General features: G+C 59.1%; 15 protein-coding genes. 9 read left to right on the plus strand and 6 right to left on the minus strand.

All coding sequences use genetic code 11. The features are described 5' to 3' along the window. The first annotated feature begins 7 nt into the window (after positions 1–7). From ACWGXE_RS00255 to ACWGXE_RS00265, 3 genes are all read left to right on the plus strand, one after another. Positions 8–571 (plus strand): sugar O-acetyltransferase, encoded by a 564-nt coding sequence (locus ACWGXE_RS00255; protein WP_447600362.1) that lies wholly within the window; start codon positions 8–10, stop codon positions 569–571. Positions 572–836: 265 nt separating this feature from the next. Continuing rightward, positions 837–1,235 carry a cupin domain-containing protein gene (locus ACWGXE_RS00260; protein ID WP_447600363.1) on the plus strand — a complete coding sequence of 133 codons (399 nt, stop codon included), beginning with the start codon at positions 837–839 and terminating at the stop codon, positions 1,233–1,235. Positions 1,236–1,387: 152 nt separating this feature from the next. Beyond that, on the plus strand, positions 1,388–1,999 hold the full coding sequence (locus tag ACWGXE_RS00265; RefSeq protein ID WP_447600364.1) for a nitroreductase family protein: 612 nt from the start codon (positions 1,388–1,390) through the stop codon (positions 1,997–1,999). 10 nt (positions 2,000–2,009) lie between these two features. On the opposite strand, the gene ACWGXE_RS00270 is transcribed toward ACWGXE_RS00265, so the two are convergent. Next, on the minus strand, positions 2,010–2,216 hold the full coding sequence (locus ACWGXE_RS00270) for a type II toxin-antitoxin system RelE family toxin (RefSeq protein ID WP_447603829.1): 207 nt from the start codon (positions 2,214–2,216) through the stop codon (positions 2,010–2,012). Positions 2,217–2,297: 81 nt separating this feature from the next. Beyond that, positions 2,298–3,533, minus strand: coding sequence for an NAD(P)/FAD-dependent oxidoreductase (locus ACWGXE_RS00275; protein WP_447600365.1), 1,236 nt, complete (start codon positions 3,531–3,533; stop codon positions 2,298–2,300). A gap of 172 nt (positions 3,534–3,705) precedes the next feature. Here ACWGXE_RS00275 and ACWGXE_RS00280 point away from each other — a divergent pair, with 172 nt between their 5' ends. The 3 genes from ACWGXE_RS00280 (at position 3,706) to ACWGXE_RS00290 (ending at position 7,217) form a co-directional block, all read left to right on the plus strand. Next, positions 3,706–5,337 carry a Na+/H+ antiporter gene (locus tag ACWGXE_RS00280; protein ID WP_447600366.1) on the plus strand — a complete coding sequence of 544 codons (1,632 nt, stop codon included), beginning with the start codon at positions 3,706–3,708 and terminating at the stop codon, positions 5,335–5,337. Between the two features lie 41 nt (positions 5,338–5,378). Next, positions 5,379–6,254 (plus strand): MBL fold metallo-hydrolase, encoded by an 876-nt coding sequence (locus ACWGXE_RS00285; RefSeq protein WP_447600367.1) that lies wholly within the window; start codon positions 5,379–5,381, stop codon positions 6,252–6,254. A 111-nt stretch (positions 6,255–6,365) separates the two neighbouring features. Beyond that, a complete protein-coding gene (locus tag ACWGXE_RS00290) occupies positions 6,366–7,217 on the plus strand; it encodes a lytic transglycosylase domain-containing protein (protein ID WP_447600368.1) in 852 nt (283 codons plus the stop codon). A 5-nt stretch (positions 7,218–7,222) separates the two neighbouring features. On the opposite strand, the gene ACWGXE_RS00295 is transcribed toward ACWGXE_RS00290, so the two are convergent. The 3 genes from ACWGXE_RS00295 to ACWGXE_RS00305 all read right to left on the minus strand — a co-directional run bounded on the left by ACWGXE_RS00295 (position 7,223) and on the right by ACWGXE_RS00305 (position 9,218). Continuing rightward, positions 7,223–7,747: a 5-formyltetrahydrofolate cyclo-ligase gene (locus tag ACWGXE_RS00295; protein WP_447600369.1), complete on the minus strand. Its 525-nt coding sequence runs from the start codon at positions 7,745–7,747 to the stop codon at positions 7,223–7,225. A 208-nt stretch (positions 7,748–7,955) separates the two neighbouring features. Next, positions 7,956–8,204, minus strand: coding sequence for a hypothetical protein (locus ACWGXE_RS00300; protein WP_447600370.1), 249 nt, complete (start codon positions 8,202–8,204; stop codon positions 7,956–7,958). A 126-nt stretch (positions 8,205–8,330) separates the two neighbouring features. Next, positions 8,331–9,218 (minus strand): tetratricopeptide repeat protein, encoded by an 888-nt coding sequence (locus ACWGXE_RS00305; RefSeq protein WP_447600371.1) that lies wholly within the window; start codon positions 9,216–9,218, stop codon positions 8,331–8,333. 405 nt (positions 9,219–9,623) lie between these two features. Between ACWGXE_RS00305 and ACWGXE_RS00310 the strand changes: the two genes are divergently transcribed. The 3 genes from ACWGXE_RS00310 to ACWGXE_RS00320 all read left to right on the plus strand — a co-directional run bounded on the left by ACWGXE_RS00310 (position 9,624) and on the right by ACWGXE_RS00320 (position 13,897). Beyond that, positions 9,624–10,961 (plus strand): patatin-like phospholipase family protein, encoded by a 1,338-nt coding sequence (locus tag ACWGXE_RS00310; protein WP_447600372.1) that lies wholly within the window; start codon positions 9,624–9,626, stop codon positions 10,959–10,961. A 500-nt stretch (positions 10,962–11,461) separates the two neighbouring features. Further along, complete coding sequence (locus ACWGXE_RS00315; RefSeq protein WP_447600373.1) at positions 11,462–11,986, plus strand: hypothetical protein; 525 nt, start codon at positions 11,462–11,464, stop codon at positions 11,984–11,986. A gap of 327 nt (positions 11,987–12,313) precedes the next feature. Beyond that, positions 12,314–13,897 carry a GMC family oxidoreductase gene (locus tag ACWGXE_RS00320; RefSeq protein ID WP_447600374.1) on the plus strand — a complete coding sequence of 528 codons (1,584 nt, stop codon included), beginning with the start codon at positions 12,314–12,316 and terminating at the stop codon, positions 13,895–13,897. 30 nt (positions 13,898–13,927) lie between these two features. On the opposite strand, the gene ACWGXE_RS00325 is transcribed toward ACWGXE_RS00320, so the two are convergent. After that, positions 13,928–15,205: a hypothetical protein gene (locus ACWGXE_RS00325; protein WP_447600375.1), complete on the minus strand. Its 1,278-nt coding sequence runs from the start codon at positions 15,203–15,205 to the stop codon at positions 13,928–13,930. Between the last annotated feature and the right edge of the window lie 421 nt (positions 15,206–15,626).

Consider the following 15,626-nt stretch of genomic DNA (forward strand, 5'->3'; position numbering starts at 1 on the left):
AGCATCGATGGCCGAAAAAGCGGAAAAGGACAAAATGCTGTCGGGGCACTTATACCGGTCGGCGGATCCGCAACTGGCAGCCGACCGCCGCCACGTACAGGAGATTCTTGCCGGCTACAATGCGATCGCCGGCGGCCATCTGGAGATCTTCAACGAGCGGTTGCGCGAGTTCATGGGGACGGTGGGGAAGGGAACGGTCGTCATGCCTGTCTTCACCTGCGATTATGGCTACAATATTCATCTCGGCCGGAACGTCTTCATCAATTACAGTTGCATCTTTCTCGATTGTGCTCCGATCAGGATCGGGAATGATGTGCAAATCGGACCGGCCGTGCAACTCTATACGGCGCAGCATCCGCTTGACCCGGCCCTTCGGCGCTCGTACTTGGAGAGTGCCAGCCCGATTACGCTCGGCAATGATGTCTGGATCGGAGGAGCCGCGGTGGTGTTGCCTGGAGTCACGATCGGTGACCGCAGCGTGGTGGGAGCCGGAGCCGTGGTGGTCCGTGATGTGCCGCCCGATACCGTGGTGGTCGGCAATCCGGCGCGTGTCGTGCGAAAATTGGCATGATCGTGACGCGAGAAGGAAGCAGCTGTCTGAAATGAAAGCGGCCCGACTCCATACGCATGGCAGCGCCGAATCTCTTCACTGCGAGGACGCTCCGAGGCCGGTACTAAAGAACGATGATGTCCTCATTCACGTCCATGCCGCAGCCGTCACGCCGACGGAGTTCGCCTGGTATCCCACATTCCATACTTTCGACGGCGGCGCTCGGCCCATGCTCAGGAACCCATGCGCGGCAAGAACGTCCTGCGCATAGCCGAGGAGTCAAAGCATGTCTCGTCAATTGATCAGAACCTTATCGGCCGGAGCGACGGTGATGATGTTGCAGGCGACCGGGTTGGCAGAAGACAAAGTCGCGATTCTGATGAAGCAGCATCTCGCCGACGTGGCGGGAAAAGAGGTCACGGTTCTCACCGTCGATTATGCCCCGGGCGCCGTATCCGACCCACATGTGCATCCGGGGTCAGTGATCGCGTATGTTCTGGAAGGCGCGGTCATCTCGCAATTGGAAGGTCAACTGCCGGTCAGGTATACCAAAGGCCAGAGCTGGTATGAGCCGCCGAAGAAGCCGCATGTCGTCTCCAAGAACGCGAGCACGACCGAACCGGCCATGCTGCTCGTGTTCCTGCTCTCAAAAGTGGGTGAGCCGGTCAAAGCGCCATGCAAGTGAACCCCGGATCTCCTCGAACCGTTCATGGTTTCCCTTCTTCGGAGTCCTCTGAGCAATCAAGACCGGCCTGCACTTCTCGGGCCGTTGTCCTGCAGGATCGGCTCATGCGGTGAGGACATCAACGAGATATCGCAAGAACAAAGGAGCCGCTCATGGAAAAGCCTGCGAACACCGCCTATTCCATCCACGACTTGCTGCGGCGGCGCTGGAGTCCGCGCGCGTTTTCGGAGCGGCCGGTGGAGCCGGAAAAATTGCTGAGTCTCTTCGAAGCGGCCCGCTGGGCGCCTTCATCAAATAATGAACAGCCCTGGTCGTTCGTCATGGCGACCAAGGAGGATGAAGCCGGCTATCGCCGCTTGTTCGAGTGTCTGAAGGAGGGGAATAAGAAGTGGAGCTTTCGCGCGCCGGTATTGGCGCTGTCGGTGGCTCGACTGAATTTCGAAGACGACGGGACGCCGAACCGCCATGCCTTCCACGATACCGGCATGGCGGTGTTCAGCCTGGTCATCCAAGCGACGGCACTCGGTCTCATCGTCCATCAAATGGCCGGCTACGATGTGGAGAAGGCGCGGAAGGATTTGAATATCCCCGCCGGCCATGATCCTGTCGCGATGATCGCGATCGGTTATCCCGGCGATCCGGACCAGTTGCCCGACTATCTGCGCGAGCGGGAATTCAAGCCGCGGGAACGAAAACACATGTCGGAGTTCGTCTTCAAGGGAGTTTGGGGGCAGAAGACCGACGGGATTCTCAGCAAGCCATGACCATGGACCATTAAGGGTACACTTCCTTGCGGGCGCCGATCTTGACAATGAGCACGATCAATTCCTTGTCGCGAATCGTGTAGCCGATTCGACGGCCTTCTCGAATACGACACAGATCTTCTTCGCCGGCGAGTTGTTTGACACCGTGCGGGCGCGGGTTCTTTCCCAGCGCTCGAAGGCGTCTGGCAATTCGTTTCTGAACTGCTTCGGCAACGATTAGAGGCCGCCCTTTTTTAGAATCGTGTCGAGCGGCTTTGCGCCTTTCTTTTTGGTTTCGCCCAGCGCGGCCGGGGCGATGTTACTTTGCTGCGGTCAATGTCTTCACCGGTATCGTCGGATCTTGAAGCTGTGATGTGAACCCGCTCAGATCTTTCTTTGACTTAATCAGCTGCTGCATCGGTTGAAAATCTTTTGAGCCCGCGTTGATAGAGAAGTACGCCCGCAAGCGCTTATTCTTGAGATAGAGCTGCGTGAACTGCATCGTGTCGACCTTCCCTCTAAGCAAAACCTCGTCGTGTTCGCTTTCATCGCCGGCGAACTCCAAGTGCAGATCGAAAATATCCGACCAGACATAGGTCACCAAGTCATAGGCTTCCCGCGCCCCGGCCATATTCTTCCCGGCGAGTTGGCCGGTATATTCCGCCTGGCCCCAATGTTCCACCCGGCGGCGCTTCTCGAAGATCGGATCGACGTAGTTCACGATGTCACCGGCCGCATACACATCGGGATGCGACGTCTGCATGAACTCGTCCACCTCCACGCCGTTCGTCACCACAAGGCCTGCATCCCGGGCTAATTCGACATTCGGCGCAATACCGACAGCGATCACGACAAAATGACAGGGCAGGGTCGAGCCCGAGCGGAGGGAAACCGCCATGCGGTCATGGTGCCGTTCGATGTGCTGCACGGTGTCGTTCGTTCGGAAGACGACCCCCTTGTCGCTGCAATGCCGTTGCATGGCTTCCGCCAGCGCCTGATCGGCAAACCGAGGCCAGATGTGTGATTGGTTTTCAATGATGGTGACGTGGACTCCCAACTGCGTCAACGACGCGGCGATCTCCAAGCCGATGAAGCCGGCTCCGATGATGACGGCTCGGGCGCCGTGGGACACGTGGTTCAGAATCGCGCCGGCATGGTCGATCGTGCGAAGGTAATGCACGCCGGGCAAATCAGCCCCAGGAATCGTCAGGTGAATCGGCCGGCCGCCGGTGGCCAGTAAGGCCTTTTCAAAGCGGATCATGCGGCCATTGGAGAGTCTCGCCGTCTTTTCGGGAAGATGCAGGTGCTGGACCGTTGTCCCCAGCAAGAGATCGATGTGTTGGTCGTGATAATACTGCTCGGGATCATAGAACACTTGGTCCCGGGCCTTCTCGCCCCGTAGAAAGTCCTTGGAGAGCGGAGGCCGGTCATACGGTACATGAGATTCTTCGCCGACCAAGGTCATGGTCGCTTGCGGATCCACTTGCTTGATTTGTTTGGCGGCTTGATGAGAGCCGAGTCCGCCGCCGATCAGAAGGTATCGTGTGGTTTCCATCAGCATGTCTCCTCTGAAGTCATCAGGCAAGCATACGCGAATACCATGGTTAATTCATGCCAAAGAATTGGGGTCGGGCAGTAGGACTGGCATTTTTGTCCCGATCTCTTTAAGCTGCCCCGGCACGAGTGCGGGCATCCTGATTGTGTCCCGTCTGTAACGCGTGGCGGCGATGGACGATCTCCATCAGCTTGAAGTCATCATTGTGCTGCTCGTGGTCGTGCTCGCGCTGACGACCATTGCGCACAAGCTGCTGATTCCCTATCCCATCCTCCTGGTCGTCGGTGGTCTATTCTTGTCGCTAGTGCCGGAGCTGCCGCCCGTGCATCTCGACCCGGACCTTGTCTTCCTTGTCTTCTTGCCACCGATTCTGTGGTCTGCCGCGTACTTCACATCGTTCCGAGAATTCCGCGCAGACATCAGGCCCATTGGACTGCTTGCGATCGGGCTGGTCGTCGTGACGACGGGCGCGGTGGCGGTCGTCGTTCATGCGGCACTGCCCGGTATAGGGTGGGCGGCAGCGGTGGCGTTGGGAGCCGTTGTGTCCCCGCCCGATGCGATTGCCGCGACCGCCATTGCTAAGCGCTTACGGCTGCCGGGCCGGCTTGTCACCATTCTGGAAGGGGAGAGCCTGGTCAATGACGCGATGGCGCTGGTGCTCTATCGTGCCGCGGTGGCCGCGGTCGTGACGGGCCGGTTCGTGGTCGGCGAAACGTTCCTGGAGTTCGTCGTTGCCGCAGCCGGGGGCATTGCGGTCGGGATTACGGTGAGCCTGGTGGCCCAATATACCTTGCGCGTCACGAAAGACAGCTTTACTGAAATTGCCGTCACCCTCTTGGCGCCCTACATTTCCTGGGTGGGGGCCGAACAGATGAACGTCTCTGGTGTCTTGGCTTGCGTCGCGGGCGGCATTCATCTGCGGCGGCATTTCAGCGTGGTGTCGCCCATGACCCGGATCCAGGGAAAAGCCGTCTGGAATTTGGTGGTGTTCCTGCTGAACGGCGTCATTTTCATTCTGATCGGGCTGCAGCTCAGCATGTTTCGGGATGCCGTGCCCGCCGAGCGTCTGTCATCGCTGGTTTTCGCCGGGGTGTTGGTCAGCGGAACCGTGATCGGCGTGCGATTGGTCTTGGTGCCGGCGTTCGCCGTTACGGCAAGGCTTGTCAATCCGAAGCTGAGGGCGCGCGATCCGATTCCACATTGGTCCTCTCTCTTCATCATAGGCTGGACCGGCATGCGGGGGATCGTGACACTCGCTGCGGCGCTGGCGCTCCCGCATACCACGGCGGACGGCGCCCCCTTTCCCTTTCGGTCGGAGATCATTCTCTTGAGCTTCAGCGTGATTCTGGCGACATTGGTGATTCAAGGGCTGTCGCTCGCTCCGATTATTCGCACGCTGAATCTCAAGGCCGGCCGGCCGCACGAGAGGGAAGAGCAACTGGCGAGGGAGCGGGCGGCCGTGGCGGCCCTCGCCCGCTTAGAGGAACTGGGCAAAGAATCATGGCCGGTCGCTGAGCAGCTCAATCAAATGAGCGTTCATTATGAGCGACAGGCTCGACGTTATAGCAGTCAAGGAAACGGAGATGCGGACGGCGCGCCCGAAGCGGCCGACGCGTTCCGGCGCTTGCGCCACGAGACCCTCACGGCGGAGCGTCAAGCGGTGATCCGGCTGCGAAACGAGGGAATCATCAGCGACGAGGTCCTGCATCGTCTCGAGCATGAACTGGATGTGGAAGCCTTGCGGCACGGCCTCGGCGAAGAGCGGCTGCCGGTGGCAAAAAATCGAGGTGGCGTAGTAGGCTGAAGCTGAACGGCGCTTCACGGATCCTCACGGCATAAGTGTCTATGGCTGATATAAAAAAAAGACTCGATGCGAACGTGGCCGGGAATTTTTTCGTCGATTCCACCTGCATCGATTGCGACGCCTGCCGGCAATTGGCGCCGGCGAGCTTCGAAGGGGTCGGCGACTATTCGGCGGTCCTGCGCCAGCCGGAGACCGATGAAGAACTTCGTCAGGCCTATCAGGCCTTGCTCGCCTGCCCGGTCGGATCGATCGGCACCGAACGCAGCGACAAGGCGGCTTTGCAAGCGGCCCGCGCGAGTTTTCCCATCCATTTCGAAGACGGCGTCTATTACTGCGGTTTCAATTCCGATAAGTCATTCGGAGCCAACAGTTTCTTCGTCCGGCATCCCGACGGCAACTGGCTGGTCGATTCACCGCGCTACCTCAAACAGCTCGTCGAGTTCTTCGAGCGGCACGGCGGTCTCCGCTATATTTTTCTTTCCCATGAAGACGACGTGGCGGATGCGGCTAAGTATGCCAAGCAATTTGGCGCGAAGCGGATTATCCATCGCGAAGATGCGGACGCGGTTCCCGGCGCCGAATGGATCCTCGACAGCACGGCGGCGATCGGATTGGCGCCGGACTTCACGGCCATTCCAGTCCCGGGCCATACGCCGGGCAGCGTTGCGCTGCTGTATAAGGAGCGTTTTCTCTTCACCGGCGACCATTTGTGGTGGGAGCCGGAATCGCAAACGTTGGAATCGCCGCGGCACCTGGTCTGGAACCAGCCGGCCATCGTGGATTCGATTGCCAAGCTTGCCGGCTACCGGTTCCAGTGGGTACTGGCTGGGCATGGCGATCGGATCAAACTTCCGGCCGATGAGATGCAGGCGAAACTTCAAGACCTGGTGCAACGAAGGAGATACGTGCACGCCTGATGTGTCTCGCGACTTTGCTTTTGCAGCTGCCCCCGCTTCAGGCATAATAGGCCCGTGGAGTCCATTCCGTCATATGCGCGCACGATGGCGTCCGCTTGCCGGCGGAAGCGCGTGCGCCGTTCCTGGAGCCTACCAGGGCTGCCTGTCGTTCGCTGGTGCCGGCGTCCCGCGCAACTCTGCCGGCGCCTGCTGGTGGTTCTGTGGTTTGCACCACCCGTGGTCCGCCTGCTTGCCGGCGTCAGTCTGATTCTTGCCACATGGTTGGTGGTCAACTGGGTCTACCAGACGATCCGCAAGCCGACGGAGCTGTTCTTTCCGGTCAGCGGCTCGCTCGTCAAGACGCCACAGGAGACCTGGCGACAGTACGGATCGCTCTTCAGCCGGCATTCGACCGCCGTCATCACGCCGGAATTTTTGGCCGCGCTTGCCCAAGTCGAAGGGAGCGGCAATCCCGTCGCGCGGACATACTGGCGGGCTCGCCTCACGTGGAACCCTTTGGAACTGTACCGGCCTGCATCCAGCGCGGTCGGCATGTTTCAATTGACCGACGGGACATTTCAGGAAGCTAAACGCTACTGTGTGCACGATCATCGAGTGATCGAGGATGGTCCTTGGCATGATATGAAATCCTGCTGGTTCAACAGCCTGTACACGCGCGTCTTGCCGAGCCATGCGATCGAACTGACAGCGGCTCAGTTGGATCGCGGCGTCGCCGGCGCGCTGGGGCGCCGCCGGACTACCGCTGCCACACTTCAACAAAAACATAATCTGGCCGCGGTGATTCACCTCTGCGGAGCCGCGGCGGGAAATGCCTATGCTGCGCGCGGCTTTCGGCTGACTGCCGATCAGCGCTGCGGCGATCACAAGGTCGGCGAGTATCTCGCGCGAGTCAATGCGATGAAGCGGCGATTTACTCGGTTGGCGATGGGGGATCATGTTCCCCGGCTCGTCACTGCGCGGTAGCTACCTCACCTCGACTTTCTTTCCGTGCCGGAAGGGCGAGACGCCGCATGGATGGATTCGGATTTCGAACGCCGGCTCCGCGCGTGGTGCTTTAGGCCGAGTGATCGCAACTCCCGCAATACCACCATCTCGTTCAAATCTTCCTCGGTCAGCTGGGTCCAATTGACTCCCTTCGGAGCCGGCGGCGGGCGCTGCACGCGAATCGCCTCCTCGGGCGTGACAATGACGCTAAGCGGCAGGTCGGTGATGTCCCGTGGAAATTCTTCCAGGATTTGCACGCGATGCACCGTCGTTGCGACCGGCACCGGTGGATGGCCCAACTCCCGCAGGATCGCGTATTCGAGATCACTATAACCCTCGCCCTTCCCGCAGCGGCGCCCATTGCGCGTGACCGCCACCGATCCGCAGACAATCGCATCCATCCGAGGCAGCTCGGCCAGCGGGATCGCCTTGGCCCAGCGGGTTCCGGTCGTGAGCCCCGCTGCTTCCCGAACCTTCTCCGGTGGGATTGTATCCGGGTCGAACAGCATGAAGCCGCCGAGTCCCGCCCGAAACGCAGCCGCTTCACATCTCTCATCTCGGTCGCGCCTTTGGCACACAAAGACAGCCGGGGATCGGCAAATATGAGCGGGGATCGGCTGCGAGGCCTACGCGTCCGGTGGGACAGTCTATCCGGGAAGGAGACAAGCTGTCAGACAGTGGGGATCGAATCGTTCCTGCCTGCGATGTCGTGTCGCATCAGAAGACGCCGAGGCCGAGTACCAGCCGGATAAATCCAAACAATACTGCGATTCCACAACAGATCAACCCTGCTACGCTCTTTCCTTTGGCCTCCGGGGCAGACCGGGCTACGGCAACGGCTGATACGATGGCGCCAATGCCCGCAAACGGAATATTGAGCCAGTTCAATGCACCGAACATCGGTGTGAATGCGATTAGCATCCCCAGGAGCGCGAAAATGCCCCAAATTAGGCTGATCAGTTGCACGGTTTCGTCGCCGCGATGTAGTAACTCCCCCGCACGGGGAAGCAGAAAGCATGCCTAACGGCCGCCGTGGACGACGGTCAGGCGATGGCCATAGATCAATAGCGCCCTCTGTTCCGATTCATCCGCCTAGGCATTCTGTCCCATGTTGCGGTAGAGTTGGGCCAGCAGCGACAATGCCGCCGCTTCCGTCGCGGGGTCGCGGGTCGTTTGCGCAAGAACCCGCGCACGCTTGCCTGATTGAATGGCGTCATCGAGCTTGCCATCTTCCTCATAAAGATGAGCAAGTCGGAGCCGAAGGGTCGCTTCAAGCACCATATCCCGTTCTTGCTCAGCCAGGTGAAGACCCTCCTCGTAAGATCGCCGCGCATCGGTTGCCTGATCCAATAGCCAGTGGGCGGTTCCCAATGCAACGACCGCCGAGAGTTGTTGGCCACGATCCTGACGGGTGCGCGCGTCTCGCCGCGCCTGTTCCAGCAGCGACAGTCCCAATGTGCCGGATCCGTCGCCGACCTGTAAGAGGCCGAGCTGAACCAATGCCTCATTCCACCCACGCCGCTCTTTGGCTTGATCGAATAGGCCGACGGCGCGGTTGAGCGATTCGCGCGCGTCCTCAAACTGTCCCAACCGGCTGGAAACGCGCCCCATGATTAGGAGCCCTCGTGCATATGCGATGCGATCGGATGATCGGCCCAAGATGGGAACCGCCTCCCGGATCGCGATGCCGGCTTCTTGGAACTTGTCTTGCTGCTCATACACCCGGGCGATCTTCACCAATGCGGTGGCAATCCCGCGGGCTTGTTTCTGCTCGCGGAAGGCCGAGAGTGCCAGCTGATAGTAGGTAAGGGTTTCGGGAAAGTGGCGCTGGTATTCATGAGTGTCGCCGATCCGGAGCAATTCGTTGCCGGTCAATGTGCGGTCCGCGGATATTCGGTGCGCGGACAATGAAGGTGCCGAAGGCAAGTCAGCGGTCTGCTGCGAGAACGGAAGCAGAAGCAAAAGCGCGGCGGCAATCACGATGCAGCCTTGTAAAAAGTAGACATCGAAGCTTCCAATGGGGTTGCACGGAGCATCGATGGTTCAACGAAGAGTCACCTGCCGTAAAAGAATGCGCCTGCTGCATCAGGAGGTCAAGAGCAAGGGGCACTGCACAGGATCGCTCGTACATTTACGAGGCCTTATCGTTCCTGAAGCGCCACCGCGCGGAATACGTGAATCCCTGTCAGAGGACGGTTGACAGTCGTGGTTGCAGGCAGTAGGCTGCGCGCGCAGAAGAGCCGCAATGGACCGGGCCATGTCGTGATACGCCCACAGCAGCGGCTCAGGGCTTGTAGTCGACCGCGAATCAACGGCAACGACATGAGCTCTCTGCGGATCGGCAGGCGAAGTGTCTCAGCTCAATCGATTCTTATGCATGATCAAATGACACGCGATGAGCTTGTGACCAATGGAAGAAACCGGGGAGGGTTCCGAGCCTGCATCTGGGTTGTGTGCCTGCTGATGGCGATCGAAGGCTGTTCTCTTTTGCCCGGCCATTGGCGGCCCGGATGGAATAAGCCTTGGCCCTCCGGCACGCCGGTGCCCGACACGGCCGGCTCATGGCAGCTGACGGATTTGGAACGGAAGGATGGCCGGTTCGTCGGCCTCGCCATCTCAGGCGGCGGGAGCCGAGCCGCAAATTTTGGGGCGGCTGCCATGCTGGAACTTCAGCGGCGAGGCCTGCTGGAACAAGTCGATGTGATCTCGGGCGTGTCCGGTGGGACGCTGCCGGCCGTGTACTACGGGCTCGGCGACAAAGCCGGAACGTTTACGGAGCAGGCGGTCCGCCGGGCGTTGGGCCACGATTTCCAGAGCAGCTGGATCAGGCGGTGGTTTCTACCCCAGAACATCTTTCGTTACTGGCTGTCCGACTTCACCCGTTCGGATGTCATGGTGCAGGTCTTCAACAACCAACTGTACCACGAGGCCACCTTTGCAGACCTTCGGATGCATCCCAAGATCCTGCTCAATTCGACCGTCCACAATGATCACACCCGCTTCACCTTCACGGATGATCGCTTCGATCTGCTCCATTCCGTGCTCGCCTCCTATCATGTCGCCAACGCCGTCAATGCGTCGTCCGCCTTTCCCGGCGCCTTCCAGGACGTGACCCTCCAGTGGTACATGACGCCGACGCACTATCTGCATCTGTATGACGGCGGGCCGATTGACAATCTCGGCGTTCAAGCCGTCCTCGAATACTTGAATCGGAACATTGCGGGCACGTCGCTCGACCGTCTGTTTCCTAAGGGCTGTTTGATTGTCGTGGTCGATGCGACGCCGGCGAGCGAACATCCTGAACTCAACGGCGAGCAATCGAGCCGGACATTCATCGACTATTTCATCGATACGAACGCCCTGGACGCGATGGATTCCATGTTGTTGGAATCACGCCGGACCCTATTGGAGCGGATGGACATCCCGACCTCCAAGCAAGATCGAGAGCTCAGGGGGAGGATTCCGGTAAACGATCTTCGTCAATGCGGCTGTGAAGTGCGTCATGTCGCACTTCGGCACCTGATGTATGTGCAGAACACGGAGGATCCGGAGTTGGCCGAGCGGGTCACGCGGATCAAGACGAAGTTCTGGATCGGCGACGAAGAACAGAATGACCTCTTCCAAGCCGCCAAAGTCATCATGAAGCAGTTGGACGGTCAGAAATTACTGGCGGAGTCGTCGTTGAAAACATCGTGCGCACTTGCGGAGGCGGGAAAGCCATGAACTGGTATCTCCCTCCAGTCTCGTCGTAATCATTTGATCTAAGACCGTGATGATTCCGGCCGTATAGACTCGGATGTTCTTTCTTCGTTACGTGTATGCTTCGCGTTTCAGTCATGTTTTCCGGGTCCATCGCGAGGCTGAGTTGACTTGGTGTTTCGGCGGATCATCTCGGCAGCCGATCCGCCTGGTCATTCTCGGCTGTGCGATTGTGGGTGTCTACCTATCTCTGCAAGCTGCTCTACTACCATTTGTCTGGTTCTGGTTCACGTGGTTTATAGCCCTGCTGTATTTCGGACTCACATCCGGTACGTCTTTATCAAAAGCAGTATGGGCAAATATGTCTGCCGTCTTGTTGGCCCTTGCCCTAGGAGAGTCTCTATGTATGGAGCAGCAAAATAGAGAAGACGAACTCGTATTGCTGTGATGATCTCTACTTCATTCGCGACGATGAGCTCGGTATAGTTCCGCGGAAGAGCTTTGCGGCGACTCATCAGAAGATCGTGAACTCGGTTCCCATCTACAAAGTCACGTACACCATTGATGCCAATGGATTACGCATCGCTCCACCGTATGATGCCCCACATGTCCATAAATCGGTCCAGTTCTTCGGTTGCTCGTACATCGTCTTGCAGGCGAAAGAGGAGGCGGCGAGGCAATATCCGCAGAGTGAGTTCCATGTCATCTTGTGGGATAGCATGTTTGTGCGGCATGATTTTCTTCAAGTTCTTCCCCGTGTGCTGGACACTTTTCGGACCAAGCAGGTGCGCGTTCATCTGGTGTCCGAGATCATTCCGGATTATGAGGCCAGCGCTCCGAATACGAAATATGAGATCCACCGGTACGATAACCATCCGAACCCATCAACATATCGGACCCTCGCGACCTATGTTGCGAAGAACATTGTGCATGAGGATGACGGCTTGAGCGCATCGTCTACTCTACCGGCCCCGGTGGCCGCCGCCTCCACGGAGGAATCGGGGGCTCGCCGGAAACGGAGGATGGCGACTCCAAGTCGGACGGAGTGAGGGCCTGTCGCCTTCCACTTGATCGAGCCTCCCGAACTTTAGGAAATGCCTCTAAAGCTTCCCTTCGTTCTCATAGATCCATTAAGACGTGTATTTTGTAAAGTGAGTTGGAGCCTTATCAACAAAACGATACTCGGTGTATCGCTTACGATAAACCGTTCATTTGAAGGTGGGCTGTAGAAGTCTTAAGTCATTGATACTGAAGTGACCAGTCCATAAGCATTCCGGCATGTCTCTTGCGTTAGCGCATCTCGTTTACGTGAAAGCCCGGTCCGTTTACTTTCAAACCCAACCGCCACATTTCAAAGACGTATAGCGGGAACTGAAATGCACGATCTGATCATCGTCGGCGCGGGAACGGCGGGGTGCGTCCTTGCGGAAGGACTGAGTCGATCGGGCAAGCTCAAGGTGCTGCTGATCGAGGCCGGAGGAGCACCGGCGAGCCGGTTCGTTTCGATCCCGGCGGGCTTCTCGAAACTCTTCAAGAGCCGCCTCGATTGGGCGTTCGAAAGCGAGCCGCAGGTTGCCGTCTCGGGGCGGCGGATATTTACTCCGCGCGGGAAGATGCTGGGAGGCTCTTCGAACATCAATGCCCAGATTCATCAATGGTGTCATCCTGCCGACTTCGATAGCTGGGTGGCGTCCGGCGCTCGCCGTTGGGGGTGGACGGACGTCGCGCCTGTTTTCCGGTCGCAAGAGGCCTGGTACGGAGAGAATGAGGATCACGCTCGCGGCCCCGACGGTCCCATGATCATCTCACCGAACCGTAACGCCCGCCCGCTGTCGTATGCGTTCGTCGAAGCCGCCCGTCGGGCGGGCCTCGGAGAGCAGCCGCACTACAACGGCGGTGCATATGAAGGAGCCTGGATCTGCGAGCTCGCGCATAAAGACGGGATGCGCTTTAGCGTTTACGACGCTTACTTGAAGCCGGCGATGCGGCGCCCCAATCTCGATGTCGTCATCGATGCGCACGCGACGCGAGTCGTCCTCGAAGGTGGTCGGGCCACGGGTGTTGCGGTGCGCTGTGGCGGCGTGGAGAAGGTCCATGCCGCCCATGGTGTCGTGCTCGCAGCCGGAGCGTTCGGCTCACCGCAGCTTTTGATGCTGTCCGGTGTCGGGCCTGCGGCGACGCTGGCGGGGCTCGGTATTCCAGTGCGCTGCGATGCGCCGGAGGTTGGAGCCAACCTTCAAGATCATCCGGTTCTCCCGATGGTCTTTCGGGCACGCGGGACGGATACGTTCAAGAATGCGGAGTCGCCGATTAACGTGCTCCGCTATTCGGTGTTCAAGCGCGGGATGTTGGCGTCCAACGGCTGCGAGGCATTCGCCTTTGTGCAGGCGCATCGCTCACCGTCATCGGCGCCGGATCTGGAACTCATCTTCGTGCCGTTCGACTTTCGCGACCAGTTCCTGAGTCCGCCGCAGGTTCATGCTTTCACCATCGGGGCTGCCGTCGTGGCCCCTCGTTCCCGCGGTCGTGTGATTCTCCGAACCGCCGACCCGCTTGTTCCGCTCGGGATCGACTTCGGACTCTTGAATGATCCGGAAGGCATTGATGCGTCGGTATTGTGGGCTGGAGTACGCCTCGGTCGAAGAATCGCGGCTACCGCTCCGCTCGAAGCGGAGAACGCTGGAGAGCTTCGTCCGGGAGAGGCCGTCGAAACCGACAGCGACCTGCTTGCCTATGCGTGCAAAGAGGTGCAGACCGTCTATCACCCCACGTCCACGTGCAGGATGGGCTCGGATTCGCGTGCCGTGGTCGATCCTGAGTTGTGCGTCCGGGGAGTGGACCGTCTATGGGTTGCCGACGCCTCCGTCATGCCGTCCGTGCCAAGGGGGCATCCCAATGCAGTGGTTGCGATGATCGCTCAGCGCGCCGTCGATTGGATTGAGGCCGTCATGGTTGCTTGATGCATGACAGGCTTTCTTCTGCCGTTCGGTCTACCGGCCGCGATGCCCGCCGCCTCCGCGGAAATGACCTCCGCCGAAGTGTCCGCCGCCGCCGGAATGGCCATGCCCGCCGAAATGTCGCGGCCTCATCGAGGCGCCCGGGGGTGGGACGGAAGGAGCAGCCTGAATATTAGGAGGGCTTGGCCGCCAGAAGTGGGAGGGATGCAGTTGGTATGGGTTCGGCGGTGTTGAAGACCGATTCGTCACCGGTGGAACGGCTTTCGACGCTGGCACATTCACAATTGCGCCGGCTGGCGGCGCTGAAGACGCACGCGGATAGGCCGGAGATGGAACCAGCAGCGACTGCCGCGGTGGTGTGGAGCTTCCCGGCGGTACTGATGCTACCGTACCGCTCTGTGCCGTAATGATCTGTTGTGCCAGCGGAAGATGACGATGCCGTGGGGAGAGGCGTTGCGTCTGCAACAGTAATCCATTGATGCCCGGCATTGCGATCCAAGGATAGGAGTAGATGCCGGGCGCATAGGCCCAATTGGTCCAGGCTTGAGTCATGAGCGCGTTGGCCTGCAGTTCGTCCAACACTTCCTGTCGTTGTTGATTTGCAGCCTGAATCTGCTCCGGCGATGAGGCTGCGGCTAACGCCTGGTTGGCGGCATCGAGCTGGTGCTGCAATTGATCCATTTCTGCCCGGAGCGCCACGAGTTCCTTCTTGGCGCTTTCGTTTTCCCGCAGGGTCGCAATGGCTTGCGTCACTTCTTTCGGATCGACCTCCGCCGTAAGGTCCGCCCGGATCACCACGATATCGTTTTCCAGCCTCGTCGTGGTCGTTTGATTCAAGACTTTGACGATCCCCGCCGTATAGGTCCGGATGTCATCCCTCGTGACGTCCATATCTCTCGCTTCCGTCACGCTTTCCAAGTAGGTGGCAACCTGTTCGAGCGCGTCCTTCTTCGCAGCCTCGACCGCCAGGCGCACGGCGTCGGCTCGAGTGTCGTGATCCCCCATCCGGTATTCGCCGCTGCCCATGACGGTCCGCATCTCGGCAGGAGGAATCGGTGGCTCAGCTGAAACGGAGGATGGTGAATCCGGCGGCGCGCCGAAATCCAAAGGAGCGCCGAAATCAAACTGCGTGACCCGGCTGCGATATTGCTCCGGAATGGAATGCAATTCAGTGGTGAATGTATGGATGCCGGAGTCGTCTATATATTCGTAGATCGGAGCAGCGGCGAAGCTTAACGAAACGGTCAGAGCTGGAGCAGAGAAGCCTAGGAGGAATACAGTTGATAACCACAGCTGCTTGCGGGAGATCATCGTACACTCCCCCGTCTCTTGGCTTCTTCAGATTACCATATTGTGCACTGACAATTCCTGCGGGTTAGACTGGACAAATTTGCGGGTGGATGGAAGGTTCTGTCGCCCAAAGATCCAACGGTCATGGCCGCCAATCATGAAGCACCTCAATAGGATGAGGGCAGGACAGAGCCTCGGCTGGCGAACGGAAAGCGTCAAGCGCCCGCGGCGGTCTAGTTGGGCTCGCCGTGCTGGTTAGAGAAATCGGCGGGCGGTATGCTTTCGGCCCGCAGCCTACTGAGCGAGGCCACGCCAAACCTCTGCACGCATCCGTTCCAGTCAAGGCTAAAGACTGTGTGAGTGGGGATTTCGATGTGCCCGGTGCCTGCTCAATAATATTTGATTGATCAACGTAAGACGGCGCACCCTTGTGCCGGTATCC

It is taken from the genome of Nitrospira sp. Nam80, from assembly GCF_965152575.1.